We start from the raw sequence: 26963 nt of genomic DNA on the forward strand, positions 1-26963 counted from the left end.
GCAATCAAGCCTTACGTGCATCAGAGAGGGTGAGTCCTCAGCGCCAGGCGATTTGACGCAGTTTCCAACACAAGCACACTCACACAAGGAAGATGTAATGGCGGTAATTTATGGGTCCAATGGTGCAGATTCGCTGGTAGGTACCATCGGCGATGATCAAATACGTGGTTTGGCGGGCGATGACGTTTTGAATGGTGGGGATGGCAACGACCTTCTCATTGGTGGCGAAGGGGCTGATCAGCTCATTGGTGGCGCAGGTTTCGACACCGCCAGCTACGAAGACGCCAATCAGGGAGTCGGCGTGACGATCAACCTGAAAACCGGCGTTAACTCCGGTCTTGCGGCGGGCGATACGTTCAACGGTATTGAGGCGTTTCGCGGTACCAGTTACACCGACAACTTTGTCGCCGACGCTTCGGCCAACACGTTTGATGGTGTGATCGGCTACGACACCTTGAGCTACGCCACCTCCGAGCAGGCGATCAACCTGACGTTGACCGGCGTCAATGGTACCGGTCTGGGCGGCGATGCGCAGGGTGATGCCTTCAGTAACATGGACGTGGTTATCGGTACCGCGTTCGATGACGTCTTTACCCTGAACTCTGGCAGCACGAGCGTCTATGGTGGCGCCGGTAACGACGTCTACATCATCAATGGTCCCTGGACTGGTGGCATCGGTGAAGGCGCCGGTGGCGGCGATGATGAGATTCGTACCAATCAGATCAAAATAAGCATGAGTGGCGAAATCGAGCGCCTGACGTATACCGGCACCGGCAACTTCACCGGTATAGGCAGTGCAGGCAACAACGTCATCACCGGCGGTGTCGGCAACGATGTGCTGATCGGTGGTGCGGGTGCCGACCAGTTGATTGGCGGCGCAGGTTTCGACACGGCCAGCTACGAAGACGCCAACCAGGGTATCGGTGTGACGATCAACCTGAAAACCGGGGTTCACACCAGTCTGGCTGCGGGTGATACGTTCAACGGTATCGAGGCGTTTCGCGGCACCAGTTACACCGACAATTTTGTCGCCGACGCCACGGCCACCTCTTTTGATGGTGCGGGCGGCTACGACACCTTGAGCTATGCCACCTCCGAGCAGGCGATCAACCTGACGCTGACCGGCGTCAATGGCACCGGTCTGGGCGGTGATGCGCAGGGTGATAGTTTCAGCAACCTGGAAGCAGTTGTCGGCACTGCATTCGATGATGTTTTTACCCTTAACTCTGGTAGCACAAGCGTCAGTGGTGGCGCCGGTAACGACGTCTATATCATCAATGGTCCCTGGGCGGGCGGGATAGGTGAAGGCGCCGGTGGCGGCGATGATGAGATTCGTACCAACCAGCTCAAAATGGGCATGAGTGGCGACATCGAGCGCCTGACGTATACCGGCACCGGTAACTTCACTGGCATCGGCAGTACAGGCAACAACATCATCACCGGCGGCGTTGGCAACGACGTGTTGATCGGTGGTGCGGGTGCCGACCAGTTGATTGGCGGCGCGGGTTTTGACACGGCCAGCTACGAAGACGCCAACCAGGGTGTCGGCGTGACGATCAACCTGAAAACCGGGATTCACACCAGTCTGGCGGCGGGTGATACGTTCAACGGTATCGAGGCATTTCGTGGTACCAGTTACACCGACAATTTTGTCGCCGACGCCACGGCCACCTCGTTTGATGGTGCGGGCGGTTATGACACCTTGAGCTACGCCAGCTCCGAGCAGGCGATCAACCTGACGTTGACCGGCGTCAACGGCACCGGTCTGGGCGGCGATGCGCAGGGTGATACCTTCAGCAACATGGAAGCGGTTATCGGCACGGCGTTCGATGACGTCTTTACCCTGAACTCCGGCAGCGCGAGCGTCGGTGGTGGCGCCGGCAACGATGTCTACATCATCAATGGTCCTTGGACAGGTGGCATCGGTGAAGCCGCCGGTGGTGGTGATGATGAAATCCGTACCAACCAGACCAGTATGGGCATGAGCGGCGAAGTCGAGCGCTTGACCTATACCGGGACGGGTAACTTCACCGGTACTGGCAACGCTGGCGACAACATCATCACCGGCGGCGCTGGCAACGATGTGCTCCTCGGCGGTGCAGGTGCCGACAAATTGATTGGCGGCGCCGGTATCGACGTTGCCAGCTATGAGGACAGCCTTGCTGCGGGTGTCACGGTCAACCTGAAAACCGGTGTACACACAGGCTTCGCTGCAGGCGATACTTTCTCCGGTATCGAAATCATTCGTGGCAGCAAGAACGGTGACACGTTCTTCGGTGACGCGCAGGCCAACATTTTTGATGGCGGCACCGCGGGTGGCGTCGATACCGTCGATTACTCGTTGTCGGCGCAGGCCGTGAACATCACGCTTACCACGCTCGGCGCCGGCAGTGGTCAGGGCGGCGACGCGCAGGGCGATACCTTTACCAATATCGAGAAAGTCGTCGGTTCGGACTTCGACGATGTGTTTGTCAGCGGCTCCGCAGCCTCCCTGTTCCAGGGCGGGGCGGGTAACGATCTGTACATCATCAACGGCTCGCCCAATCAGTCGGTCATTGAATTGGCGGGTGGAGGTGACGACGAAATACGCACCTCGCTGAGCAGCATGACCTTGAGTCCTGAAGTCGAACGCCTGACCTATACCGGCACCGGTAACTTCACCGGTACAGGCAATGCGGGCAACAACATCATCACCGGTGGCGTTGGCAACGACGTACTAATGGGGGGGGCGGGTGCGGACCTCTTCATCGGTGGCGCGGGCCTCGATACCGTCTCCTACGACGACTCCACCGTAGGCGTGACGATCAACCAGAAAACCGGTATTCACACGGGCATTGCTGCTGGCGATACCTTTGAGGGTATCGAAGTCATTCGCGGCTCCAAATACAGTGACACGTTCATGGCCGGCGCCGCTGCCGACAAGTTCGACGGCGGTACGGCCGGCCCGGACAACATGGACGTCATCGACTATTCGCAGTCTGGCGCGGCCATCAACCTGACGTTGGTTTCCGGAACTGGCACCGGGACCGGTGGTGATGCCGAGGGCGATTCGTTCTCTGGAATCGAAAAGGTGATCGGTTCGGGGTATGACGATGTGTTCACCACTTCCACGTCCGGCTCCTTCACCCTACAGGGTGGTGCGGGCAACGACGTCTACATCGTCAACGCCGGTGCCTCGGCGGTGATCGTCGAAGCGCAGGGCGGCGGCGACGACGAAGTGCGTACCAACCAGCTCAGCATGGGGCTGCACAATAACGTCGAGCGCCTGACTTACACCGGCACGGGCAACTTCACCGGTCGCGGTAATGCCAGCGACAACATCATCACCGGTGGCGCTGGCAACGATACCTTGCTGGGCGGAGCGGGTGCCGACAGCTTTATCGGTGGTGCCGGTACGGACACCGTCAGTTATGACGACAGCACGGTGGCGGTGACGCTCAATTTCAAGACGGGCGTATACAGCGGCATCGCCGCAGGTGACACCTTCACCGATATCGAACTGATTCGCGGCACGCAGTACGCCGATACATTTATCGCCGGCGCGGGTGCCGACAAGTTCGACGGTGCTACGGGCATTGATGTGGCGGATTACTCGCAATCCACTCAGGGCGTGACGCTGACATTGGGTGCTGCCGGTGTCGGCTCTGGCACGGGCACGGGTGGCGATGCCGAGGGAGACAGTTTTTACGGTATCGAATCCATCATCGGCTCGGCTTACAACGACGTCTTTATCGCCAATGCCAACTCGACCGGTTTCACTGTGCAAGGTGGTTTGGGCGACGATGTTTACGTCCTCAACAACGCAAACTATGGCGCTATCATCGAACTGGCTGGCGGCGGTAATGATGAAGTGCGCACCAATCAGTCTTACTACCTCATGAATGCCGGGATCGAGCGCTTGACCTATACCGGTACCGGGATGTTCCAGGCGCGAGGCAATGCGCTCGATAACGTCATCACGGGCGGGGCCGGGGACGACATTTTGATGGGGGGCGATGGCGGCGACACGTTTATCGGTGGCGATGGTTTCGATACGGTCAGCTATAACGACGTCGGGCCGGTAGGCGTGGTCATCAATCTCAAAACTGGCGAGCACACCGCTATAGCCAAGGGCGATACCTTCCAGAGCATCGAGAAGTTCGTCGGCTCGGGACGCGACGACACCTTCATCGGTAATGATCAAATCAACAATTTTGACGGTGCTTTCGGGCGCGACACGGTGAGCTTCGCCTTTGAAAGCTCAGCCATCACGCTTGACCTCACTCAGCCATTGACCGGTGCCGCAGCAGGCGACACCTACACCAACATCGAAAACTGGGAAGGCACTGCATTCAATGACACGTTGATCGGTGGTGCCGGCGCCGAGACGTTTATTGGTGGCAAGGGCGCTGACTTTATCGATGGCGGTGCAGGTGTTTCCGATGAAGCCTGGTACATCGGCAGCTCGGCTGCGGTGCAAATCGACTTGCTGGCCAATACAGTCACCGGCGGTGATGCGAGCGGCGATGTACTGGTCAATATTGAGGGGCTGCACGGCTCGTCATTCAACGACACCCTGACCGGGAACGCTGCCTGGAACACCCTCTATGGTGGAGCAGGGAATGACCTGATCTACGGCGGGGACGGCAACGACTCGATTTATGGCGGCAACTACGAGCCTTACGCGATCAACGGTCCGGATCGCAGCGGTCCGGCCGAGGCGGATCAGCTGTTTGGCGGCAATGGCAACGACAGCATGTTCAGCGCCAACAACGATGTCGGCAGCATCCTGCACGGTGATGCCGGTAACGACGATATTAACGTTTACGCCGGTATTGCCTATGGTGATGACGGCAGTGACTCGCTGGTGGGCAATGGGCCTGAATATCAGCTGTTTGGCGGCGCGGGTTCCGACACCTTGATCATGTTCGGCGGTGGGTATGCCTACGGCGGTGAGGGCAGCGATACCTACAAGGTGTATTCGTCGACCAATGTGATGATCAAGGACGATGGTCTTCAAGGCGGCGATAGAGTCGAGCTGCAGAATATCAAGTCGTATGCCGATGTGATCATCAAGACCGACGGCACCAATGCCTACATCTTCAATGCTGTGGAGTGGAATGCCGGTAAGCAGAGCAACGCGGTGATTCTTGCGGACTGGTATGCAGGCTCGAACACCATCGAAACCTTCGCTACTGCCAATGGTGATACGTTCACCATTCCAGTAGTGGGGCAGGCGATGGCCGAGTCCTTTATGGTCTGATGAGGTACTGAAAGCACAATGAGCGGCGAAACCTGTAACCGGGTTTCGCCGTTTTTTTGCTTCAATATTTACTCCAGCCAAAAGAAAACCCCCGACACACCAGAAGTCTGTCGGGGGTTTCTTTTGCCTGGAAGAATCAGACGTCTCGCAACGCCTGACTCAGCTCAGCTTATTGGCAAGCTTCGCAATCCGGCTCGTCAATCGCGCAAGCCTTTGGCACTGGCGCAGGACCGGCAGGAGCTGCCAGAACCGAATCGTCGCCGTGGTTGCCGCCGCTGGAAACAGCGTTCAGCTTGCCGGTGTTGATGGTCGACTTCTCGGTGCTGGTCGCGGCCAGGGCACGGAGGTAGTAAGTGGTTTTCAGACCACGGTACCAGGCCATGCGGTAGGTCACGTCGAGCTTCTTGCCCGATGCGCCAGCGATGTACAGGTTCAGCGACTGGGCCTGGTCGATCCACTTCTGACGACGGCTGGCGGCGTCAACGATCCACTTGGTGTCCACTTCGAACGCGGTCGCATAAAGCTCTTTGAGTTCTTGCGGGATGCGCTCGATCTGCTGAACCGAACCGTCGTAGTACTTCAGGTCGTTGATCATGACCGAGTCCCACAGACCGCGAGCCTTGAGGTCGCGAACCAGGTACGGGTTGATCACGGTGAATTCGCCCGACAGGTTCGATTTCACATACAGGTTCTGGTAGGTCGGTTCGATCGACTGCGATACGCCGGTGATGTTGGCGATGGTCGCGGTCGGTGCGATGGCCATGATGTTGGAGTTACGAATGCCTTTCTGTACACGGGCGCGAACCGGTGCCCAGTCGAGGGTTTCGTTCAGGTCGACATCGATGTACTTCTGGCCACGGGCTTCGATCAGGATCTGTTGCGAATCCAGCGGCAGGATGCCTTTGGACCACAGCGAACCCTGGAACGTCTCGTACGCGCCACGCTCGTCAGCCAGGTCGCAGGACGCCTGGATCGCGTAGTAGCTGACCGCTTCCATCGACTTGTCGGCGAACTCGACGGCAGCGTCGGAACCGTAAGGGATGTGCTGCAGGTACAGCGCGTCCTGGAAGCCCATGATGCCCAGACCGACCGGACGGTGCTTGAAGTTGGAGTTCTTCGCTTGTGGCACCGAGTAGTAGTTGATGTCGATCACGTTATCGAGCATGCGTACAGCGGTGTTCACGGTACGTTCCAGCTTGGCGGTGTCCAGCTTGCCATCCACAATGTGGTTCGGCAGGTTGATCGAGCCCAGGTTGCAAACAGCGATCTCGTCCTTGTTGGTGTTCAAGGTGATCTCGGTGCACAGGTTCGAGCTGTGAACCACGCCGACGTGCTGCTGCGGGCTGCGCAGGTTGCACGGGTCTTTGAAGGTCAGCCATGGGTGGCCGGTTTCAAACAGCATGGAGAGCATTTTGCGCCACAGGTCTTTGGCCTGGATGGTCTTGAACAGTTTGACCTTGCCTGGGTATTCGGTCAGGGCTTCGTAGTACTCGTAGCGCTCTTCGAAGGCTTTGCCGGTCAGGTCGTGCAGGTCCGGTACTTCGGATGGCGAGAACAGGGTCCACTTGCCGTCATCGAAGACACGCTTCATGAACAGGTCAGGGATCCAGTTGGCGGTGTTCATGTCGTGGGTACGACGACGATCATCACCGGTGTTCTTGCGCAGTTCGATGAACTCTTCGATGTCCATGTGCCAGGTTTCCAGGTAGGCACAGACAGCGCCTTTGCGCTTGCCACCCTGGTTAACGGCTACAGCAGTGTCGTTCACCACTTTGAGGAACGGCACAACGCCTTGCGACTTGCCGTTGGTGCCCTTGATGTACGAACCCAGAGCGCGAACAGGCGTCCAGTCGTTGCCCAGGCCGCCGGCGAATTTCGACAACATGGCGTTGTCGTGGATCGCGTGGTAGATGCCCGACAGGTCATCCGGCACGGTGGTCAGGTAGCAGCTCGACAGCTGTGGACGCAGGGTACCGGCGTTGAACAGGGTCGGGGTCGACGACATGTAGTCGAAGGACGACAGCAGGTTGTAGAACTCGATCGCACGGTCTTCTTTCTGCTTCTCTTCGATCGCCAGGCCCATGGCCACGCGCATGAAGAAGATCTGCGGCAGTTCGAAACGCACGCCATCCTTGTGGATGAAGTAACGGTCGTACAGGGTCTGCAGGCCCAGGTAGGTGAATTGCTGATCACGCTCGTGGTTGATCGCCTTGCCCAGTTTTTCCAGGTCGAAGGAAGCCAGCACAGGGTTCAGCAGTTCGAACTCGATACCTTTGGCGATGTAAGCCGGCAGTGCCTTGGCGTACAGGTCGGCCATTTCGTGGTGAGTGGCGCTTTCGGCCACACCGAGGAAACCCAGACCTTCGGCACGCAGGGTGTCCATCAGCAGGCGGGCGGTCACGAACGAGTAGTTCGGCTCACGCTCGACCAGGGTACGGGCGGTCATCACCAGGGCGGTGTTGACGTCGGTCAGGGCCACGCCGTCGTACAGGTTTTTCAGGGTTTCGCGCTGGATCAGGTCGCCGTCGACTTCTTCCAGACCTTCGCAGGCCTCGGTGACGATGGTGTTCAGGCGGCCCATGTCGAGCGGCGCCAGGCTGCCGTCGGTACGGGTGATGCGGATCGACGGGTGAGCGTTGACCGCTTCTTCGGCCGGCGCGTGGGCAGCGCGTTCTTTCGAACGACCGTCACGGTAGATCACGTAGTCGCGAGCGACTTTCTGCTCACCGGCACGCATCAGGGCCAGTTCGACCTGGTCCTGGATTTCTTCGATGTGGATGGTGCCACCCGACGGCATGCGACGCTTGAAGGTCGCGGTGACCTGTTCGGTCAGACGGGCAACGGTGTCATGGATTCGCGACGAAGCGGCAGCGGTGCCGCCTTCAACTGCGAGGAACGCTTTGGTGATAGCGACGGTGATCTTGTCATCGGTGTAAGGAACGACAGTGCCATTGCGCTTGATCACGCGCAGTTGACCAGGCGCGGTGGCTGCCAGATCCGAATTCGAATCAGCGGCCTGCGGCAAGGTGCCCTGCGGGTTCTCGCGAGTTGTGTCGGTTTGCATGGGGGGTGGTCTCCACATTCTCTATGTTTGTTTGGGCACCATCATGGTGCCCACCGTTCTGTCCAGAAGCACTACAGCCGACGGGCGTCGGGTATAACAACTTCGGGACAGTAGGAAAAAAGGCTGATGAAGCCGCATCCTTGCCGAAGTTTTTGGCTACGAGCCAGGGCTCGAGCCGGATTCCTTCCCGGGTGACAGTAATGACTGCAACACCCGTACCGTTCTCGCCGCTGCGAGCTAAAAAACGGTGCCATCCGCAAGTGCGGTTTGGGCTTTGAAAAACTTGCTTGGTTCAACCGGAAACAGGCAATAAATCGCTTGAGTTTCAGGTCTGAAATGTGGTTGGGCGTTTAAGCGGAAAACCCTATATGTAGGGTCTCTCCCTGCGCCGTGCTACAAGATAATGCGTTTCACGGGTGCTTGCAACGTACTAACTGTGGATAAACCTGTGCGTAAATTGTGTAAGAAATCCGGAATTCGCGTGTAGGCCGCGAACCTGCTGAGCTAGACCGTCTGTCACTGTTTTTTCACCGGGAAAAACGCTTCAGCGGATTTTTAAGGGCGCGAACCCTATCACAAAAAACGGCCTTGTCCGAACGCATTTACCGACTTGTGTTCTGGCTGTACGCCGTTTATACAATCGGCCCATGCGCAGGCATTCTTATCCTCCTTAAACATGACAAAAGGTCGGGAGGATCTGAAGCTGTGGGAGCGAGCCTGCTCGCGAATGCGCTATGTCAGCTGACTCAGATGTTGGCTGATACGACGCCTTCGCGAGCAGGCTCGCTCCCACAGGGAATTGTGTTGAGGCAGACGTTCCTCCTTTATTAATAACAATAGAAAGCAGAGGTCAGCGGTGGAGCAACAAGCCTTTGAGGTATTGATCGTCGAGGATGACCAGCGGCTGGCCGAATTGACGCGCGACTACCTGCAAGCCAATGGACTGCGCGTGGATATCGAAGGCAACGGGGCGCTGGCGGCTGCGCGGATCATCCAGGAGCAGCCGGATCTGGTGATCCTTGATCTGATGCTGCCGGGCGAGGATGGCCTGAGCATCTGTCGCAAGGTGCGCAATCAGTATGACGGGCCAATTCTGATGCTCACCGCGCGCACCGACGATGCCGATCAGATCCACGGGCTCGATCTCGGTGCCGACGATTACGTGTGCAAACCGGTGCGCCCACGTCTGTTGCTGGCACGAATCCAGGCGTTGCTGCGCCGTAGCGACACACCTGAACCGCTCGCCGAAAAATCCCGCCGTCTGCAATTCGGCCCGCTGGTGGTCGATAACGCCTTGCGTGAAGCGTGGCTGAGCGACAGCGGCATCGAGCTGACCAGCGCCGAGTTCGATCTGCTCTGGCTGTTGGTGTCCAACGCCGGGCGGATTCTGTCCCGCGAAGAAATCTTCACCGCACTGCGCGGCATCGGCTATGACGGTCAGGACCGTTCGATTGATGTGCGCATCTCGCGCATCCGCCCGAAAATCGGCGACGACCCCGACCATCCACGCCTGATCAAGACCATTCGCAGCAAAGGTTATCTGTTCGTTCCTGAAGCCTGCGTAGACCTGCCGCTGTGAACTCGATTTTCCTGCGCATCTACGGCGGCATGTGCGCAGCGCTGATTCTGGTGGCGGTGCTCGGCGTGCTGGCGCTGAATCTGCTCAATCAGGTGCGCAGCGAGCAGTATCGCGAGCGGCTGGCCCACGGTACGTTCTCGCTGATGGCCGACAACCTGCAACCGATGAATGAAACCGAGCGCCATCGCGCGTTGCTGGTGTGGGAGCGTTTGCTGGGGATCCCGCTGGCGCTCAAGAAGTTCGCCGAGACCGATCTCGATCTGACCCAGCGCACCCGCGTGCAACGGGGGCAGGCGTTGGTCGAGCAGACCGGTCCGCACGCGGCGAAGGTTTACCGGATGGTCAGCGACAAGGAACAGCTCGTACTGGTGGGTGAAGTTCAGCAGATCAGCGAGCAACTGGCCCGCGCAACCATTTACCTGCTGGCCGATGAACTGGTGCGCGTGCCGGTCGCCGAGCAACCCAAGCGCCTCGCACAGATAAAGGACGAGAAGGGCTTCGGTTTCGATCTGCGCCTGGTCACGGTGAATGACGCCGACATGGACGAAGACCAGAGCCGCCGCGTGGCCGAAGGCGACACGGTGATGGCGCTGGGCAAGGGCGGCGATTCGATCCGCGTGTTTGCCGGCATGGTCGGCACGCCGTGGGTGCTGGAAATCGGGCCGCTGTATCAGATGAACCCGTATCCGCCGGAATGGCTGGTGCTGATTGCGGCACTCGGCCTGAGCCTGATCGGCCTCATTGTTTATCTGTTGGTGCGCCAGCTCGAACGCCGTTTACGCGGCCTCGAAGCAGCGGCCACGCGGATTGCCAAGGGCAGCCTGGAAACCCGTGTGCCGGCGCGCGGTGCCGACTCGGTCGGGCGTCTGGCGGCGGCGTTCAACGGCATGGCCGAGCACTTGCAGCAGCTACTGGCAATCCAGCGCGAACTGGTGCGTGCGGTCTCTCATGAACTTCGCACGCCGGTGGCGCGTCTGCGTTTCGGTCTGGAAATGATCGGCTCGGCGACCACCCCGCAAGCGCTGGAGAAATACCGCGAAGGCATGGATCACGACATCGAAGACCTCGATAAACTGGTCGATGAAATGCTCACCTATGCGCGACTGGAGCAGGGTTCGCCAGCGCTGACGTTCCAGCGCATCGATCTGGATGCGCTGGTCAATCAGGTGATTGAGGAGCTGGCGCCGCTGCGTGCCGAGGTCACGGTGCAACGTGGTTTGTGCCTGTCTGCGGCGGATAACGATGATGCCTGGGTCGAAGCCGAGCCGCGTTATCTGCATCGGGCGCTACAGAACCTGGTGAGCAACGCCATGCGCCATGCACGCTCGAAGGTGACGGTGAGTTATCAGGTCGGGCAATTGCGCTGTCGCGTGGATGTCGAAGATGACGGCCCGGGCGTGCCGGAAGTAGCGTGGGAGCGGATTTTCACGCCGTTTCTACGCCTGGATGACAGCCGTACGCGGGCGTCGGGCGGGCATGGCCTGGGCTTGTCGATTGTGCGACGGATCATTCACTGGCATGACGGCCGGGCGATTATTGGCAAGAGCAAGAGTCTGGGTGGGGCTTGCTTTAGCCTGAGTTGGCCGCGCAATCAGGAACGCCGGTAATTCTTGTGGTGGCCGCGATGCCGCCTTCGCGAGCAAGCTCGCTCCCACATTTGAAATGCGGTTTCCTGTGGGAGCGAGCTTGCTCGCGAAGAGGCCCTTGCAGGCACCGAAAGATTTCAGGCCTTGATGCTGACCAGACTCAGCAACTGCCCATCCTGCACCCCGAACTGCGCCTCCAGTTCAGTACCGTTGCGCCATTCAGCAGACAAGTCTGTCAACAAGCGCAAATGCACCTGACCCGCCTCCGTCCATTCCAGCACTTCTGCATGCTCGAAATAAAAGCGCTTCTGCACAATCGGGTACAGCGCTTTGAACAGGCTTTCTTTCACCGAAAACGTCAGCGTCACCCACAGCGCCAACTGATCCCGCGAGGCGGCCGTCATGCGCTGCATTTCAGGTGGCGTCAGAATCTCCCCAGCCAGCCGCTCGGCACGTTCGGTGTCGAGCAGGTTTTCCAGGTCCATGCCCAAACCGCGCCAGTGCTGTTTGTTGGCGACTATCGCCGCGGCACGACCGGTGCTGTGGGTGATCGAGCCGCAGATATGTGCCGGCCACACCGGTGCGCGATCCTCGCCAATCGCAGGCACAACGCTGCTGCCTTCCAATTGCTGCAACGCCGCGCGGGCGCAAATCCGTCCGGCGAGAAATTCCGCCTGACGTTTGGCCACTGAACGTTGAATGCTTGGCGGTGCAACGACGGCGCTGCGCTGGAAATCATCGCCGAGCAGTTGTGCCGGATCGAAATGGGTGCTGAGCAGCACGGTATCAGGCAACACCGTCGGCAACGGCCAGTGGCTGTTGAGCGCGGTGCAGCAGGCGGGGAGGGCGGGGGTGAGATTCATGGCGGGCATTTTGCCGGTTAGTCGGGCCGAGGTCGAGATAGCGGTGAAGCTATCGCGAGCAGGCTCGCTCCCACAGGGGATCTTCTGGGCGGCATAGATCCGGTGTGGGAGCGAGCCTGCTCGCGAAGGCCGCGGCGCGGTGTCTTTGATCAGCTGAAGATTTTCTGCAAGAACGCTTTCATGTCCGCCCAGGATATTTCGTCTGCTGCTTTGTTGTACCCGATGTCCGGGCCACCGTGCTCGCCATGGCTCAGGCGATCGGCATCCGGATTGGTGAAACCATGCTTGGCACCCTTCAGGCTGACAAACTTGTAGTCAGCCCCGGCATTGTCCATTTCTGACTTGAAGGCAGTGACGTTGTCGGCAGTGACCATGCTATCCAGCGCACCGTGTTCGACCAGAATCTTCGCCTTCACACTGCCGGGTGTCGCCGGGGTCTTGGTCGCCAGCGCACCGTGGAAACTCACCACCCCTGCCAGCGGCTCTCCTTGTCGCGCGGCGTTGAGCACCACGCCGCCGCCGAAGCAGTAACCGATGGCGGCGATTTTGTTGACGTCGGTCTGCGGCTGCTTCTTCAGCAAATTCAGCCCGGCCTCAAAGCGCTTGCTGGAAGCCGCCGCATCCTGAGTCGCCGCCTGCATGAACGCCATCGCGTCTTTCGGGTGCTCGGTGTTCTTGCCTTCGCCGTACATGTCGATCGCCAACGCGCTGTAGCCAAGTGCGGCGAGATCGCGTGCGCGGCGTTTGGCGTAATCGTTCAGGCCCCACCATTCGTGCACCACGACGACACCCGGGCGTTTGCCTTTGATGGCGTCGTCGTAGGCGTAGTAGCCGATCAGTTTCGTGCCGTCGGCGCTCTGATAGGGAATTTCTTCAGTCTTGATCGCAGCGTGAGTGAGGCTGCTGACAGCCAGCAAAGTAAGGGCGAGGAACAGGCGCATGGTCGGGTCTCCTGACAATAAAGGGTCAAAACAGCCTAGTTCATTTGGTTCAGGTCAGGTTCAGAGACGGTTCAGGGGCGGTACAGGGGGCGGTCAGTAACCTTGCGCCATACCCAAACAGCACTGTGAAAGAGGAAATACCCATGACTTTTAACAAACTGTTGCTGGCATTGACCGTAATGAGCGCCAGTATCGCGGCCCAGGCTGACACCACTTCGAACTTCGCCGGCCTGTCCTTTGGCCAGACCAGCGACAAGATTGACAAGTCCCACGCACTGAACAACAACCTCGACCACCCGAACGCCACCGGCGCCATCGACGGTAACAACACCTACGGCGTACGCCTCGGTCAGCAAAACAGCCAGGGTCGCTACTACGCCACCTACGACAACGTGTCGGGCTCGCACAATGGCATTAAACTGCGTCAGGAAAACCTGCTGGGCAGCTACGATCTGTTCTACCCGGTAGGCGGCAGCACCCAGTTGTTCGGTGGCGCGACGGCGGGTTTGACCAAGCTGACTCAGGAATCGCCAGGCTTTAGCCGCGACAGTGATATCGGTTACGCCGTGGGCGGTCAGCTCGGTGTGTTGCAACAAGTATCGCAAAACACTTCGGTCGAACTCGGTTACCGTTACCTGCGCAGCAATGCCAGCACCGAGATGAGCGAACGCGGTGGCAGCAAGCAAGGTTCGCTGGATTTGACCAGCAGCGCGCAGACTTACCTGTCGGCTAACTACAATTTCTAAGGAGCGAATCGCCTTGGAACCCTGTGGGAGCGAGCTTGCTCGCGAAAGCGATGTTTCATTCAACATCATCGTTGACTGAATAACCGCCTTCGCAAGCAAGCTCGCTCCCACAGGTGGTTGTGGAGATTTCAAGTGATTAGGAGAAGGGCATGAAACTGTTGGTCGTCGAAGATGAAGCGCTGTTGCGCCATCACCTGCAAACCCGCCTGACAGAAAGTGGTCACGTGGTCGAGTCCGTGGCCAATGCCGAAGAGGCGCTGTACCAGACCGGACAGTTCAACTTTGACCTGGCGGTGATCGATCTCGGCTTGCCGGGTATGGGCGGTCTCGACCTGATTCGCCAATTGCGCGCGGCGGGCAAGACCTTCCCGATCCTGATCCTCACCGCGCGCGGCAACTGGCAGGACAAGGTCGAAGGCCTCGCCGCCGGCGCCGACGATTACGTGGTCAAGCCGTTCCAGTTCGAAGAACTCGACGCGCGCCTGAACGCCTTGCTGCGCCGCTCCAGCGGTTTCACCCAGTCGACCATCGTCGCCGGGCCGCTGCTGCTCGACCTCAATCGCAAACAGGCGAGCCTCGACGAGCAACCGCTGGCGCTGACCGCCTACGAGTACCGCATCCTCGAATACCTCATGCGCCATCACCAGCAAGTGGTGCCCAAGGATCGCTTGATGGAGCAGCTCTACCCGGACGACGACGAGCGCGATCCGAATGTCATCGAAGTGCTGGTCGGTCGTCTGCGGCGCAAACTCGAAGGCCCGGCCGGGTTCAAGCCGATCGACACCGTGCGCGGCCTCGGCTACCTGTTCAATGAGCGCTGCACTTGATTCGTTCCCTTCGCGTTCGCTTGATGCTCGCCGCCACCACGTTGGCGGTATTGTTCATGCTTGCCTTGCTGCCGGCGATGCAAGGCGCGTTCAGCCTCGCCTTGCAGGATTCCATTGAGCAGCGGCTGGCTTCGGACGTGACCACGCTGATCTCGGCCGCGCGCATTGAAAACGGTCGGCTAGTGATGCCGACGCAACTGCCGGATGAGCGCTTCAATCTCACCGACTTCCGTTTGCTCGGCTACATCTACGACCGCGAAGGGCATCTGGTGTGGCGCTCGAAAGCCACCCAGGAAGAGCAGATCAACTACAAACCGCGTTACGACGGCCTCGGTAACGAGTTCGCGCGGATTCGTGAAACCAACGGCCAGGAATTCTTCGTCTACGACGTTGAAGTGAAATTGCTCGGCGGCAAAAGCGCGGCGTTCAGCATCGTCGCCCTGCAACCGGTGCGCGAGTACGAAACCACCCTTGAAGGCCTGCGTGAAAATCTCTATCTGGGCTTCGGCGCTGCGTTACTCGTGTTGCTGGCGCTGTTGTGGATCGGCTTGACCTGGGGCCTCAAAGCCTTGCGCCGGCTCAGCCAGGAACTCGACGAAATCGAAGGCGGCACCCGGGAAAGTCTCACTGAACAACATCCGCGCGAATTGCTGCGCCTGACCGGCTCGCTCAACCGTTTGCTGCACAGTGAACGCCAACAGCGCAGTCGTTATCGCGACTCTCTCGATGACTTGGCGCACAGCCTGAAAACCCCGTTGGCAGTGTTGCAGGGCGTTAGCGAGGACATGGCTCAACGTCCCGAAGAACGCGATCAGGCCTGGGTGCTGCAAAGCCAGATCGAACGCATGAGCCAGCAGATCAGCTATCAACTGCAACGGGCCAGTTTGCGCAAAAGCGGACTGGTGCGGCACCAGGTGCGCCTGCAACCGGTGCTCAAAAGCCTCTGCGACACGCTGGACAAGGTTTACCGCGATAAGCACGTGCGGGTGGCGTTTGATTTACCCGAGCATTGCTATGTGCCGATCGAGCAGGGTGCCTTGCTGGAGATGATGGGCAACTTGCTGGAAAACGCTTATCGCCTGTGTCTGGGCGAGGTGCGGATCAGTGTGCGCGAGACGCTGGCCGGGGTGGAGTTGTGTGTGGAAGACGACGGCCCCGGTGTGCCGCCCGATCAGCGCGCGCGGATTCTCGAGCGTGGTGAACGACTGGATGCTCAGCATCCGGGGCAGGGGATCGGGTTGGCGGTGGTCAAGGACATCATCGAAAGCTACAACGCCAAATTGGCCCTGGGGGATTCGCCGATGGGTGGGGCGGCGTTCAGGATTCATTTTCCGGCGGTGTGATCGGGAGTTGCCCTCACCCCAGCCCTCCCGAAACGTCGGACCGCCCAGAGGGAGAGGGGGCCGACCGAGGTGTCTGGCGTTATACATCGACCTGAAATAGCCAGTCGATTATGGATTCAAACGCGAAGTTTCAGGTCGGCGTACTTCTTGAGCATCCCCCAATCAGTCCCCTCTCCCTCCGGGCGGTCCGACGTTTCGGGAGGGTTAGGGTGAGGGGCTTTTGATTTTTGTGCCTCACTGCTCCTGCGCCCGATAAGCCCCCGGCGTCAGCCCGGTCCACTTCTTGAACGCCCGATGAAACGCCGACGGTTCGGAAAACCCCAACTGCTCGGCAATCTGCTGCAACGACAGATCCGCACGGCCCAAATGATAAATGGCGATATCCCGCCGCAACTGATCCTTCAACTCCTGAAAACTGCTGCCTTCCTCGCGCAAGTGCCGGCGTAGCGTCTGCGGGCTGATGTGCAGATGCGCCGCCACTGCCTCAAGATCCGGCCAGCGTGCCGTGTCGCGACTGAGCAAACGGCGCAGACGGCTACTCAGGCTGTCGCCGTCGTCCGGGCGTGAGAGCAGGTCGGCGGGGGAGCGTTCGAGAAAATGTTTGAGCGTGCGTTCGTCCTGCAACAGCGGCATAGACAGATAACGGCTGTGGAATAAAAGGCTGCTTTGCTCGGTGCCGAAAGTCAGCGGGCAGGGGAACAACAAGTCATATTCAGCGCCGTGTTCGGGCCGGGGATAGCTGAAAGTCGCCTGTTCGAGGCGAATCCGCTGGCCAATCAGCCAACTGCCCAGACGATGCCAGATCACCAGCAAACTCTCGGTGAGAAAGTGATCCGGGTCCCACATTTGCGAATCATCGAGGCTCAAACGTACCCATTCGTCTTCGCGCGTCAGGCTCAGGCGCGGGGCTTCGGGGAATAGGCTATAAAACAATAAACCCCGTTGCAGCGCTTTCTCCAGATTGCGGCAGTGGATCGAGGCGTGGCACATCATGGCGAAACTGCCGGGTTTGCTCGGCGCATTGCCGAAACCCAGGTATTCGTCGTCCAGCGCCAGCCACAGGCCCTGAATCAACCGGGTGAATTGTTCCGGAGCGATGCGCGCGCGCGGCTCGTCGAGCAGTTCCGGGCTGATGCCCAGTTGCAGCAGCAGGCCCAAGTAATCGAACCCCTGGCGACGCGCGCCACCGAGGGCGGCACGGGCGAAATGGCTGGCGATGGTGCGTTCGCGCATAAGCGGCAGATCCTTTCTCAGGCGCCGGATGGTAGCCGGCGGCTGGGCGCGCCTACAAGGCGGATTTCCGCCAAATTGTAGGACGAGAAGCGGCGAGTTGGCGGAAATCCGCCACACTTGAGTAACGGGACGGTGACATCCATGCACCTGTAATACCTGATATCAAAAGGCTTGCAGGCAATTGCACCAAAGTGGCACGAGGTTTGCGATAACAGCGACAGAAGCGTGCATCTATCCCGCCCGGAGAGGCGCCGCTCGAACAACAAATCCCTCCAGTGCAGGAGGGTTCGCAATTCAGGTTTCGCGGCCAACAGATGGATGTTGCCACGCGGGACGCTTGAGGACACTTGCAATGACGACTCGTCAGCCACTGTACAAATCCCTGTATTTCCAGGTGATCATCGCAATCATCATCGGTATTGCGCTCGGTCACTACTACCCGCAGTTCGGTGTCGCGGTAAAGCCGCTGGGTGACGGGTTCATCAAGCTGATCAAAATGATCATCGCCCCGATCATCTTCTGCACCGTGGTCAGCGGTATCGCTGGCATGCAGAACATGAAATCGGTCGGCAAGACCGGCGGTTACGCACTCCTGTACTTCGAAATCGTTTCGACCATCGCTTTGCTGGTTGGTCTGGTCGTGGTCAACGTCGTGCAACCGGGCGCCGGCATGCACATTGACGTCGCCACCCTCGACGCTTCGAAAGTCGCCACCTACGTAGCCCAAGGTGCTGACCAAAGCGTTGTCGGCTTCCTGCTCAACGTGATCCCGACCACCATCGTCGGCGCGTTCGCCACCGGTGACATCCTGCAAGTGCTGATGTTCTCGGTGATCTTCGGTTTCGCCCTGCATCGCCTGGGTGCCTACGGCAAGCCGATCCTCGACTTCATCGATCGCTTCGCCCACGTGATGTTCAACATCATCAACATGATCATGAAGCTTGCGCCGATTGGTGCCTTCGGTGCGATGGCCTTCACCATCGGTGCCTACGGTGTCGGCTCGCTGGTGCAGCTGGGTCAACTGATGATCTGCTTCTACATCACCTGCCTGGCGTTCATCCTCATCGTCCTCGGCGGTATCGCCCGCATGCACGGTTTCAGCGTGCTGAAGATGATTCGTTACATCCGTGAAGAGCTGCTGATCGTCCTCGGCACTTCCTCGTCGGAATCGGTACTGCCACGCATGCTGATCAAGATGGAGCGTCTGGGCGCGAAGAAATCGGTAGTGGGTCTGGTGATCCCGACCGGTTACTCGTTCAACCTCGACGGCACCGCGATCTACCTGACCATGGCTGCCGTGTTCATTGCCCAGGCCACCGACACGCACATGGACATCACCCATCAGATCACCCTGCTGGTGGTGTTGCTGCTGTCCTCCAAAGGTGCGGCTGGCGTGACCGGTTCGGGCTTCATCGTGCTGGCTGCCACCCTGTCGGCGGTCGGTCACCTGCCGGTAGCCGGTCTGGCGCTGATCCTCGGTATCGACCGCTTCATGTCCGAAGCTCGCGCATTGACCAACCTGGTGGGTAACGCTGTTGCGACCATCGTGGTTGCCAAGTGGGTGAAAGAGCTGGACACCGACACGCTGCAAACCGAGTTGGCCTCGGGCGGTCGTGGTATCGCTGATACCCGTCCTGAAGATGACCTGGGTGTGGCTGAAGGCCCAACCCCAAGCAATGTGAAATAAGCACTGCTTGCCTGGAAAAACCCGCTTCGGCGGGTTTTTTCTTGCCTGCTGTTTGAGCGTAACGGTCACACCCGCTGACATTTCCGGTGATTGCCGTACACGGCATCGCTGCCTAGGCTGAGTGCATCGCTCAAGGAGTTCGCCCATGTCCGCACCGCTGGCCTCACTGAAGATCCTCGATTTCTCGACATTGCTGCCGGGGCCGTTCGCCTCGCTGTTGCTGGCGGACATGGGCGCTGAAGTGCTGCGCATCGAGTCGCCGACGCGCCTGGATCTGCTGCGGGTATTGCCGCCGCATGATGGCGGAGTATCGGCCAGTCACGCCTACCTCAATCGCAACAAGCGCAGCCTGGCCCTGGATCTGAAACAACCCGAGGCGCTGGAAGTGATCAAGCAGCTGCTGAGCGATTACGACATCGTCCTTGAGCAGTTTCGCCCCGGTGTGATGGAGCGCCTGGGCCTGGGTTATGAGGCGCTGAAGGCGATCAACCCGAAGCTGATTTACGTGTCGATCACCGGTTACGGCCAGACCGGGCCGTACAAGGATCGCGCCGGGCATGACATTAACTACCTGGCGCTGGCCGGCCTTGCCAGTTACACCGGCCGTGCCGATAGCGGGCCGTTGCCGCTGGGCATGCAAGTGGCGGACGTGGCGGGTGGTTCGCTGCACGGGGTGATCGGCTTGCTCGCGGCAGTGATTGCCCGTCAGCAATCGGGGCAGGGCACGCACCTGGATGTGAGCATGACTGACTGCGCGTTCAGCCTGAATGCCATGGCCGGTGCCGGCTATCTGGCTTGCGGCGAAGAGCCCGAGTGGGAAGAGCAGATGCTCAACGGCGGCAGCTTCTACGATTATTACCGTTCTCGCGATGGACGCTGGATGTCGGTGGGCAGTCTGGAACCGGGGTTCATGCAGCAATTGTGTGCGGCGCTGGGGCGGCCGGAGTTGGCCGCGCAGGGCCTGTCGCCCAAGCCTGAACAACAGCGGGCGTTGAAATACGCGCTGACGGTCGAGTTTGAAAAACATGACTTTGCCGAGTTGTGCGAGATGTTTGCCGGGATCGATGCGTGTGTCGAGCCGGTGTTGAGTCTGGGTGAGGCGGTGCGCCACCCACAATTGCAGGCGCGGAAACTGGTGACGCAGGTGCCGCGTGGGGATGGCTCGACGCAGGCGCAGATGGCCTGCCCGTTGAAATTTTCCGAGGCGTTGCCGGCGCCGCGGCATGTTGGCGCGGCGTTGGGGCAGCATACGGATCAGGTGTTGGGCGAGTTGGGGTTTAGTGCTGAGCGGATTGCCGAATTGCGTTCATCCAAAGTGATTCTTTAGTGCCTGTACCGACCCTTTCGCGAGCAAGCTCGCTCCCACAGGAGAATGCATTCCACGGTGGGAGCGAGCTTGCTCGCGAAGAGGCCAGAACAGGCAATAAAAAACTGACTATTCGACGCGCATCTCACCACTGAACACCAAGGTGTTGCGGCATCGGCGACACAAATATCGCCGCCCCTGCCGCACCAGACTATGGCGCTGTGCCGAAAACGGAAAATCGCTTTCTGCGCACGGGCATTTGTAGATATAGCGGGTCACGCTGCGGCGCTTGATTGCATAGGTGTGGCAGCGATCCGGCGGCAGTTCGTAAACGCCGCGCATGATCAGTTGCCATTCCTCGCCATGCGGCTGGATACGCTCGCCAAACAACTGATGGGCGATCAGGTGCGCGACTTCGTGGGCCACGGTCTGCTTGAGGAAATGTTCGGTGTTTTCCCGGTACAGCTGAGGATTGAAGCGCAGCAGGTTCTCGTGCAGATGCGCGACACCGGCTTTTTGCCCGCGCAGCTTGAGGCTGACGACAGGGCGTGGGAAAGAGCGTTTGAAAAAGGATTCAGCGAGTTGGTAACAGTCTTCGACGCGGGTATTGAGTTGCTCGGGCATGCTTGATGGATCTCCAGAGGCGTCGAGTATGCCGCAACCCTGTGCACTTGCGAATCGCCAAGCTGCCGAATGGTCATCGCGCAAACGACAAGGCCGCCTTGCGGCGGCCTCCGATTGGCTTATCGAGTCAGTTCGTATAGACGGGACCAACGCCCAGCCCCCAGACAATCACGGTAAACGCCATGATGGCGACCAGTACCACCAGACCCACCGCCAGCACCGAGCTCGAGAACAGAAAACCTTCGTCCGACGGAATGTTCATGAACGTCGGCAGCCCCACATACAACAGGTAAACCGTGTAGCAGATGGCCGCCGTGCCGACGATCATCCCCAGCCACATATGCGGATACAGCGCCGCCAGCCCGCCGACAAACAACGGTGTTGCGGTGTAGGTGGCAAATGCCACGCAACGGGCCAGGCTCGGATTGGCGTCATAGGTGCGGGCCATCCAGTGCACAAAAGCACCCATGACCGCGACCCCACCGAGCATGGCCAGATACGACATGACCGTCATCCAGATCGCGCTTTCGACGGTGAGCATCACCGGCGCGCGGTTGCCGATCACCCAGCCGACTTGTGTAGTACCGATAAACGCCGAGACAGCGGGGATCGCCGCCAGAATCAGCGTGTGAGTGAGGTACATGTGGCTGATGCTTTCCTCTTGGTCGCCACGGATTTCCTTCCATTCCTGATCGGGGTGGGTAAAAAGTCCCACTACGTGATGGATCATGCCAGTCACTCCTCTTGTTATTGCCATCGCCCCCCAACGGAGCGCCTACGGGCCAAGGTGGCCGAGCAAATTCAGGTCTTCAGATGTGTGCGACCTTATGTCGCAGTATAGAAAGGTCTTACCCGCACAGGTATTAGGGGCTTAGAGCAAATCGCGCTGTAAACAGGGCGGGTAATCGCCTCGGGGTCTGTTAACGCGCCGTCGGCTGGCCGCGACAACCTGTGCCCACAACCCCGGGGTTTTTGCGTAAAATGCCGGCCTTTCGTCACACCTCACGGATTTCGCGTCATGGGCACTCTTACGGTCAACCAGAACAAACTGCAAAAGCGCCTGCGCCGTCTGGCCGGCGAAGCGGTCGCCGATTTCAACATGATTGAAGATGGCGACAAGGTCATGGTCTGCCTGTCCGGCGGCAAAGACAGCTACACCATGCTCGACGTGCTGCTGCACCTGCAAAAGGTTGCCCCGATCAAGTTCGAGATCGTTGCGGTGAACATGGACCAGAAGCAGCCGGGCTTCCCCGAGCATGTGCTGCCGGCCTATCTGAAAGAGCTGGGCGTCGAGTACCACATCGTCGAGAAAGACACCTACTCGGTGGTCAAGGAACTGATCCCGGAAGGCAAGACCACTTGCTCGCTGTGCTCGCGCCTGCGTCGCGGCACGCTGTACACCTTTGCCGATGAGATCGGCGCGACGAAAATGGCTCTCGGTCACCACCGTGACGACATCGTCGAGACGTTCTTCCTCAACATGTTCTTCAACGGCAGCCTCAAGGCCATGCCGCCGAAGCTGCGCGCCGATGACGGCCGCAACGTGGTGATTCGTCCGCTGGCCTACTGCAACGAGAAAGACATTCAGGCGTACTCGGACTTCAAGGAATTCCCGATCATCCCGTGCAACCTCTGCGGTTCGCAGGAAAACCTGCAGCGTCAGGTAGTCAAGGAAATGCTTCAGGACTGGGAACGCAAGACCCCGGGCCGTACCGAAAGCATCTTCCGCAGCCTGCAGAACGTGATTCCGTCGCAACTGGCCGACCGCAACCTGTTCGACTTCACCAGCCTGAAGATCGACGAGACCGCGGCTTCGCGCTTCGTCAACGTCGTTAACCTGTAAACCCATTCCCTGTGGGAGCGAGCTTGCTCGCGAAGGCGTCGTGTCAGCCGGCATCAATGTTGAATGACATGCCGCTTTCGCGAGCAAGCTCGCTCCCACAGTGTTTTGTGTTCAAAGGTAGAATTTCATTTTCAATTCCCAGGAGAGGGCATGCGCGATTACAAGTGGCTGCACGAATACTGTCTGAACCGCTTCGGTTCGGCGGCTGAACTGGAAGCCCATCTGCCCGTTCCCAAGACCCCTGCGCAATTGCGCAAGATCAGCGACGACCGTTACCTCTCGACCATGGCCCTGCGCGTGTTCCGTGCCGGCCTCAAGCACAGTCTGGTCGACGCCAAGTGGCCGGCCTTCGAAGAAGTGTTCTTCAAGTTCGACCCGGAAAAAGTCGTGCTGATGAGCGCCGAACACCTTGAACGCCTGATGCAGGATGCGCGGATTATCCGTCACCTGGGCAAACTCAAGAGCGTGCCGCGCAATGCGCAGTTCATTCTCGATGTCGAGAAAGACAAGGGCAGTTTTGGCGCGTTGATTGCCGACTGGCCGGTGACCGATATCGTCGGCCTGTGGACGTACCTGAAAAAGCACGGCCATCAATTGGGCGGGCTGTCGGCGCCACGCTTTTTGCGCATGGTCGGCAAGGATACGTTCGTGCCGAGCTACGACGTGGTTGCGGCGCTGAATGCACAGAAGATCGTCGACAAGGTGCCGACCAGTCTGCGCGATCTGGCGATCGTGCAGGATGTGTTCAACCAGTGGCACGAACAGAGTGGCGGGCGGGCCATGAGCCAGATTTCGATGATGCTCGCGTACACCGTCAACCATTAAGACCGCGTCGCCCCATTCGCGAACAGGCTCACTCCTACAGGGATTTGTGAACGCCACAGATCCCCTGTAGGAGTGAGCCTGCTCGCGATAGCTATTCGTCAGGCGACGCTGATCTCGCCCTCGCCAGCCAGTTTACGATTCAACTGATACCGCCACCGCACATACAACAGCGCCGAGCAGAACACCGCCAGGCTCGCGATCATCTCCAGCACCCCAAACCAATGTCGGCTCGGGTCATACGCCGCCAGTGCGCCTTTGATGAAATACAGATTCACCACGAAGCACATCCACGAATGCCCACGGGCGCTGCCCATGATCATCGCCGGGGCGAGGACGATCCACGGGATCAGCTCGACCAGCAGAATCACCCATGGCCGCGCGCCGTGCAGGTCGGCGAACAGCAGATAGTAGGCCGCGAGCAGACCGGCGAGGGCGAAAAAGCTCAGCAGGCTGAGCACCCGCATTGCCTTCACCCGTGGCTCAAGCCACTCGACACTCGGCAGAATCTTCGGCTTCTTCGCCATCTCAGCCCACCAGTTTCTGAGCGGTTTTGGCCAGCCGCAGACCCAACGCACGGCACAGCGCCACTTCGTGTTGATCAAGGCCTTTTTTGCCGTCCGCTCCGGCGTGATGACTGGCACCGTAAGGCGTGCCGCCACCCTGGGTTTCCAGCAGCGCCGACTCGCTGTACGGCAAGCCGGTGATGAGCATGCCGTGGTGCAGCAGCGGCAACATCATCGACAGCAGGGTGGTTTCCTGACCGCCGTGCAGGCTGGCGGTGGAGGTGAACACGCCAGCCGGTTTGCCGACGAGGGCGCCGGTCAGCCACAGGTTGCTGGTGCCGTCGAGGAAGTACTTCAGTGGCGCAGCCATGTTGCCGAAACGCGTCGGGCTACCGAGGGCGAGACCGGCGCAGTTCTTCAAATCATCCAGCGTTGCGTACAGCGCGCCTTCGTCCGGGATGGCCGGGGCCACGGCTTCGCACTCGGTGGAGATTGCCGGCACGGTGCGCAGGCGCGCTTCGAGGCCAGCCTGCTCGACGCCGCGGGCAATCTGCCGGGCCATCTCGTTGGTCGAGCCGTTGCGGCTGTAATACAGCACCAGAATGTACGGCGCGCTCACGGCAGCAACTCCAGGATATTCTCGGGTGGGCGACCGATCACCGCTTTGTCGCCAACCTCGAGAATCGGTCGCTCCATCAGTTTTGGATGCTGGGCAATAGCGTCGATCAATTGCGCTTCGCTGAGGCTTTCGTCAGCCAGTTGAAGCATTTTGTATTCATCTTCCCCGGTGCGCAGCAACTGACGTGCGCTGATCCCGAGCTTGCCGAGCAGGGCCTTGATTTGCGCTGCATTCAGCGGGGTTTCGAGGTACCGCACGACGTTCGGGGTCAGGCCGCGGGCTTCAAGAAGTTCCAGCGCGCCGCGGGATTTCGAGCAGCGCGGATTGTGATAAAGCGTCAGATCGGTCATGGCGGGTCGCTTCTGGCGTAAAGTGGCGGCTATTCTAACTGTGCAGCGCGCAATCCAGAACCTTCGGAGGCAATGGGTCGCAGGCGCCTTCAAATTTTCACAAGGAACACGACATGACACGGCGATTGGCAGCGGCATTGACGATAATCGGGGCGTTGATGCTGGGGGGCTGCGGTAATGATTACGGGATCGACCAGAACGGTCAGAAGGTCGCGTCCGAACGTCTCGACAAGCAATGGGTGGTGCTCAACTACTGGGCCGAATGGTGCGGCCCGTGCCGCACCGAGATCCCGGAGCTCAACCATCTGGCTGACGAGCTGAAGAGCAAGAACGTCGGCGTGTTCGGGGTCAACTTTGACAATGTGCAAGGTGTGGAGCTGAAAGACGCCAGTGAAAAACTGGGCATCAAGTTCACCGTGCTGGCGCAGGATCCGGCGGAGTTGTTTGAGTTGCCGCGCAGTGAGGCGCTGCCGGTGACGTACATCATCGACAACAAAGGCAAGGTGCGTGAGCAGTTGATGGGCGAGCAGACGGCGGCGGGGGTGATGGCGAAGCTGGAGGCGTTGCAGGCAACCAAGTGAGTTGCCGCTAAAGAGCAACCCTCACCCCAGCCCTCTCCCAGAGGGAGAGGGAGCCGACCGAGGTGTCTGGCCAGGTACATCGACCTGAGAGATCGAGTCGATTGTAGATTCGCCAAGGCAAGATCAGGTCGATTATGGGGTCGCCAAAGCAAAATCCGGTCGATTATGGATTCGGCATAGGCCTTTCAGGTCGGCGTAGCTCTCCAATATCCCCCAATCAGTCCCCTCTCCCCCTGGGAGAGGGCTAGGGTGAGGGCTTTTTAGCCTTCTTCCAGCCACCAACGCAAAGGCTTACCTTCAGCCGGCCAGAAGCGCATCTGCTCAATCGGCGAGATGTCCCAGCGCTCGACGTGTTCCAGCGCCTGCAGGAAGCGTTGTTCCTGCTCCATCAACGCCGGTGCACAGAGTTTGCGGGTCTTGCCGATCTTGCCGAAGGTCAGCTTGTCGCCGTCCAGCGTATACGGCGCAAACCAATGGTTGCAGCCGCCGTTGCCGTAGGCGCGGCCATCATCGCCCAGGGTCACGGTCAGATGGCTGTAATCCATCAGCGGGCGCTCGCCGATCCACTCCAGAATGTAGCTGCGGTTCTGTTGCAGTTGCACAGGCTCTGCCGCGCAACCCACCAGACCCACACCGACCATAGCGGTCAGGGCAAGCCGTTTCATCACGCAGGCTCCTGGCATTTCGGGCACAGGTGCTTGTCGCCAACGGCTTTCCAGCCCAGCTCGGCGATGCGCGCGGTGGCCGCCGGTTTCTCGGCGGCCTTACCGAGTTTGGCGTCCACGGCAAATTCGAAGCTCAGCTCTTTGGCGCAGCTGTCGCAATTGACCTGCCAGGTGTGGATCGCCAGTTCGCCGAACACCGGGCCAGTGGTCATCGCGGTCCATTGGCCCGGCGGGTTGATCAGATGGCGGACGGTTTCAACGGTCAGGCGCATGGACAAGTCCTTGCTGCCTTTGAGGGTGACCAACAGCGCGTCACCGATGCGAATCGAGCCACCATTGCCGGTGACCTGATAGCGGCCCGGAACGAGGGCGCGACATTCGGTGAGGGTGTGTTGCGGGTTCATCAGGGTGTAGCGGAAATCGTGTTCGACCATGGGTCCTCCAAATATGCGCGACATGCTAGCACGGGGTTGATTGCAGAATGATGCGCGCGTGCGACCTTCGATCCGGTTCAAATACAGCGACACTCATGGCAA

At 59.4% G+C, this 26963-nt stretch carries 22 protein-coding genes; 11 read left to right on the forward strand and 11 right to left on the reverse strand.

The features are described from left to right. Positions 1-97 precede the first annotated feature (97 nt). Positions 98-5242, forward strand: coding sequence for a beta strand repeat-containing protein (locus BMY54_RS30485; RefSeq protein WP_139213453.1), 5145 nt, complete (start codon positions 98-100; stop codon positions 5240-5242). A gap of 169 nt (positions 5243-5411) precedes the next feature. Here the strand turns inward: BMY54_RS30485 and BMY54_RS28815 are convergent, their stop codons facing one another. Further along, complete coding sequence (locus BMY54_RS28815; RefSeq protein WP_093442118.1) at positions 5412-8306, reverse strand: ribonucleoside-diphosphate reductase subunit alpha; 2895 nt, start codon at positions 8304-8306, stop codon at positions 5412-5414. Between the two features lie 856 nt (positions 8307-9162). Between BMY54_RS28815 and BMY54_RS28820 the strand changes: the two genes are divergently transcribed. Both BMY54_RS28820 and BMY54_RS28825 read left to right on the forward strand, forming a co-directional pair. Continuing rightward, entirely contained in the window at positions 9163-9885 is a 723-nt protein-coding gene (locus tag BMY54_RS28820; RefSeq protein WP_093442121.1) for a response regulator, read from the forward strand. Beyond that, positions 9882-11492, forward strand: coding sequence for an ATP-binding protein (locus BMY54_RS28825; protein ID WP_093442125.1), 1611 nt, complete (start codon positions 9882-9884; stop codon positions 11490-11492). Before BMY54_RS28820 ends, BMY54_RS28825 begins: the two co-directional genes overlap by 4 nt. A 116-nt stretch (positions 11493-11608) precedes the next feature. Here the strand turns inward: BMY54_RS28825 and BMY54_RS28830 are convergent, their stop codons facing one another. Beyond that, positions 11609-12334: a 4'-phosphopantetheinyl transferase family protein gene (locus BMY54_RS28830; RefSeq protein ID WP_093442130.1), complete on the reverse strand. Its 726-nt coding sequence runs from the start codon at positions 12332-12334 to the stop codon at positions 11609-11611. Between the two features lie 149 nt (positions 12335-12483). Next, the gene (locus BMY54_RS28835) at positions 12484-13275 is read right to left on the reverse strand and encodes a dienelactone hydrolase family protein (protein ID WP_093442135.1); all 792 of its coding nucleotides are present in this window, start codon (positions 13273-13275) and stop codon (positions 12484-12486) included. 143 nt (positions 13276-13418) lie between these two features. Here BMY54_RS28835 and BMY54_RS28840 point away from each other — a divergent pair, with 143 nt between their 5' ends. The 3 genes from BMY54_RS28840 to BMY54_RS28850 all read left to right on the forward strand — a co-directional run bounded on the left by BMY54_RS28840 (position 13419) and on the right by BMY54_RS28850 (position 16191). Then, entirely contained in the window at positions 13419-14021 is a 603-nt protein-coding gene (locus BMY54_RS28840; protein WP_093442140.1) for a porin family protein, read from the forward strand. A 149-nt stretch (positions 14022-14170) separates the two neighbouring features. Next, positions 14171-14848: a response regulator transcription factor gene (locus BMY54_RS28845; RefSeq protein ID WP_093442145.1), complete on the forward strand. Its 678-nt coding sequence runs from the start codon at positions 14171-14173 to the stop codon at positions 14846-14848. Then, positions 14845-16191: an ATP-binding protein gene (locus BMY54_RS28850; protein WP_093442150.1), complete on the forward strand. Its 1347-nt coding sequence runs from the start codon at positions 14845-14847 to the stop codon at positions 16189-16191. Before BMY54_RS28845 ends, BMY54_RS28850 begins: the two co-directional genes overlap by 4 nt. 234 nt (positions 16192-16425) lie before the next feature. Here the strand turns inward: BMY54_RS28850 and BMY54_RS28855 are convergent, their stop codons facing one another. Beyond that, on the reverse strand, positions 16426-17424 hold the full coding sequence (locus BMY54_RS28855) for an AraC family transcriptional regulator (RefSeq protein WP_093442154.1): 999 nt from the start codon (positions 17422-17424) through the stop codon (positions 16426-16428). Positions 17425-17776: 352 nt separating this feature from the next. Here BMY54_RS28855 and BMY54_RS28860 point away from each other — a divergent pair, with 352 nt between their 5' ends. Beyond that, entirely contained in the window at positions 17777-19111 is a 1335-nt protein-coding gene (locus tag BMY54_RS28860) for a dicarboxylate/amino acid:cation symporter (RefSeq protein ID WP_016987435.1), read from the forward strand. Positions 19112-19256: 145 nt separating this feature from the next. After that, entirely contained in the window at positions 19257-20438 is a 1182-nt protein-coding gene (locus tag BMY54_RS28865; protein ID WP_093442159.1) for a CaiB/BaiF CoA transferase family protein, read from the forward strand. 108 nt (positions 20439-20546) lie between these two features. Here the strand turns inward: BMY54_RS28865 and BMY54_RS28870 are convergent, their stop codons facing one another. Both BMY54_RS28870 and BMY54_RS28875 read right to left on the reverse strand, forming a co-directional pair. Then, a complete protein-coding gene (locus BMY54_RS28870; protein ID WP_093442163.1) occupies positions 20547-21041 on the reverse strand; it encodes a SprT family zinc-dependent metalloprotease in 495 nt (164 codons plus the stop codon). Between the two features lie 127 nt (positions 21042-21168). Next, on the reverse strand, positions 21169-21771 hold the full coding sequence (locus tag BMY54_RS28875) for a Yip1 family protein (RefSeq protein WP_007917515.1): 603 nt from the start codon (positions 21769-21771) through the stop codon (positions 21169-21171). A gap of 288 nt (positions 21772-22059) precedes the next feature. Between BMY54_RS28875 and ttcA the strand changes: the two genes are divergently transcribed. Beyond that, on the forward strand, positions 22060-22884 hold the full coding sequence (gene ttcA / locus BMY54_RS28880; RefSeq protein ID WP_093442168.1) for a tRNA 2-thiocytidine(32) synthetase TtcA: 825 nt from the start codon (positions 22060-22062) through the stop codon (positions 22882-22884). A gap of 150 nt (positions 22885-23034) precedes the next feature. Continuing rightward, positions 23035-23709: a DNA-3-methyladenine glycosylase I gene (locus BMY54_RS28885; protein WP_093442173.1), complete on the forward strand. Its 675-nt coding sequence runs from the start codon at positions 23035-23037 to the stop codon at positions 23707-23709. A gap of 98 nt (positions 23710-23807) precedes the next feature. Here BMY54_RS28885 and BMY54_RS28890 read toward each other — a convergent pair whose 3' ends face one another. The 3 genes from BMY54_RS28890 to arsC are packed head-to-tail and all read right to left on the reverse strand — an operon-like array spanning position 23808 to position 25181. Next, the gene (locus BMY54_RS28890) at positions 23808-24233 is read right to left on the reverse strand and encodes a DUF2069 domain-containing protein (protein WP_093442178.1); all 426 of its coding nucleotides are present in this window, start codon (positions 24231-24233) and stop codon (positions 23808-23810) included. 1 nt (position 24234) lies between these two features. Continuing rightward, positions 24235-24831: an NAD(P)H:quinone oxidoreductase gene (gene wrbA, locus BMY54_RS28895; RefSeq protein ID WP_093442184.1), complete on the reverse strand. Its 597-nt coding sequence runs from the start codon at positions 24829-24831 to the stop codon at positions 24235-24237. Continuing rightward, positions 24828-25181 (reverse strand): arsenate reductase (glutaredoxin), encoded by a 354-nt coding sequence (gene arsC / locus BMY54_RS28900; protein WP_093442189.1) that lies wholly within the window; start codon positions 25179-25181, stop codon positions 24828-24830. The genes wrbA and arsC overlap by 4 nt, the downstream gene beginning before the upstream one ends. 113 nt (positions 25182-25294) lie before the next feature. Between arsC and BMY54_RS28905 the strand changes: the two genes are divergently transcribed. Beyond that, a complete protein-coding gene (locus BMY54_RS28905) occupies positions 25295-25762 on the forward strand; it encodes a TlpA disulfide reductase family protein (protein ID WP_007917494.1) in 468 nt (155 codons plus the stop codon). Between the two features lie 260 nt (positions 25763-26022). On the opposite strand, the gene BMY54_RS28910 is transcribed toward BMY54_RS28905, so the two are convergent. Together BMY54_RS28910 and BMY54_RS28915 are read right to left on the reverse strand one after the other, a co-directional pair. Continuing rightward, positions 26023-26427: an META domain-containing protein gene (locus tag BMY54_RS28910; protein WP_093442194.1), complete on the reverse strand. Its 405-nt coding sequence runs from the start codon at positions 26425-26427 to the stop codon at positions 26023-26025. Further along, the gene (locus tag BMY54_RS28915; protein WP_093442198.1) at positions 26427-26861 is read right to left on the reverse strand and encodes a hypothetical protein; all 435 of its coding nucleotides are present in this window, start codon (positions 26859-26861) and stop codon (positions 26427-26429) included. Before BMY54_RS28915 ends, BMY54_RS28910 begins: the two co-directional genes overlap by 1 nt. Positions 26862-26963: the final 102 nt, after the last annotated feature.

Origin of the sequence: Pseudomonas sp. ok266, from assembly GCF_900110195.1 — a bacterium.
Classification (GTDB): domain Bacteria; phylum Pseudomonadota; class Gammaproteobacteria; order Pseudomonadales; family Pseudomonadaceae; genus Aquipseudomonas; species Aquipseudomonas neuropathica.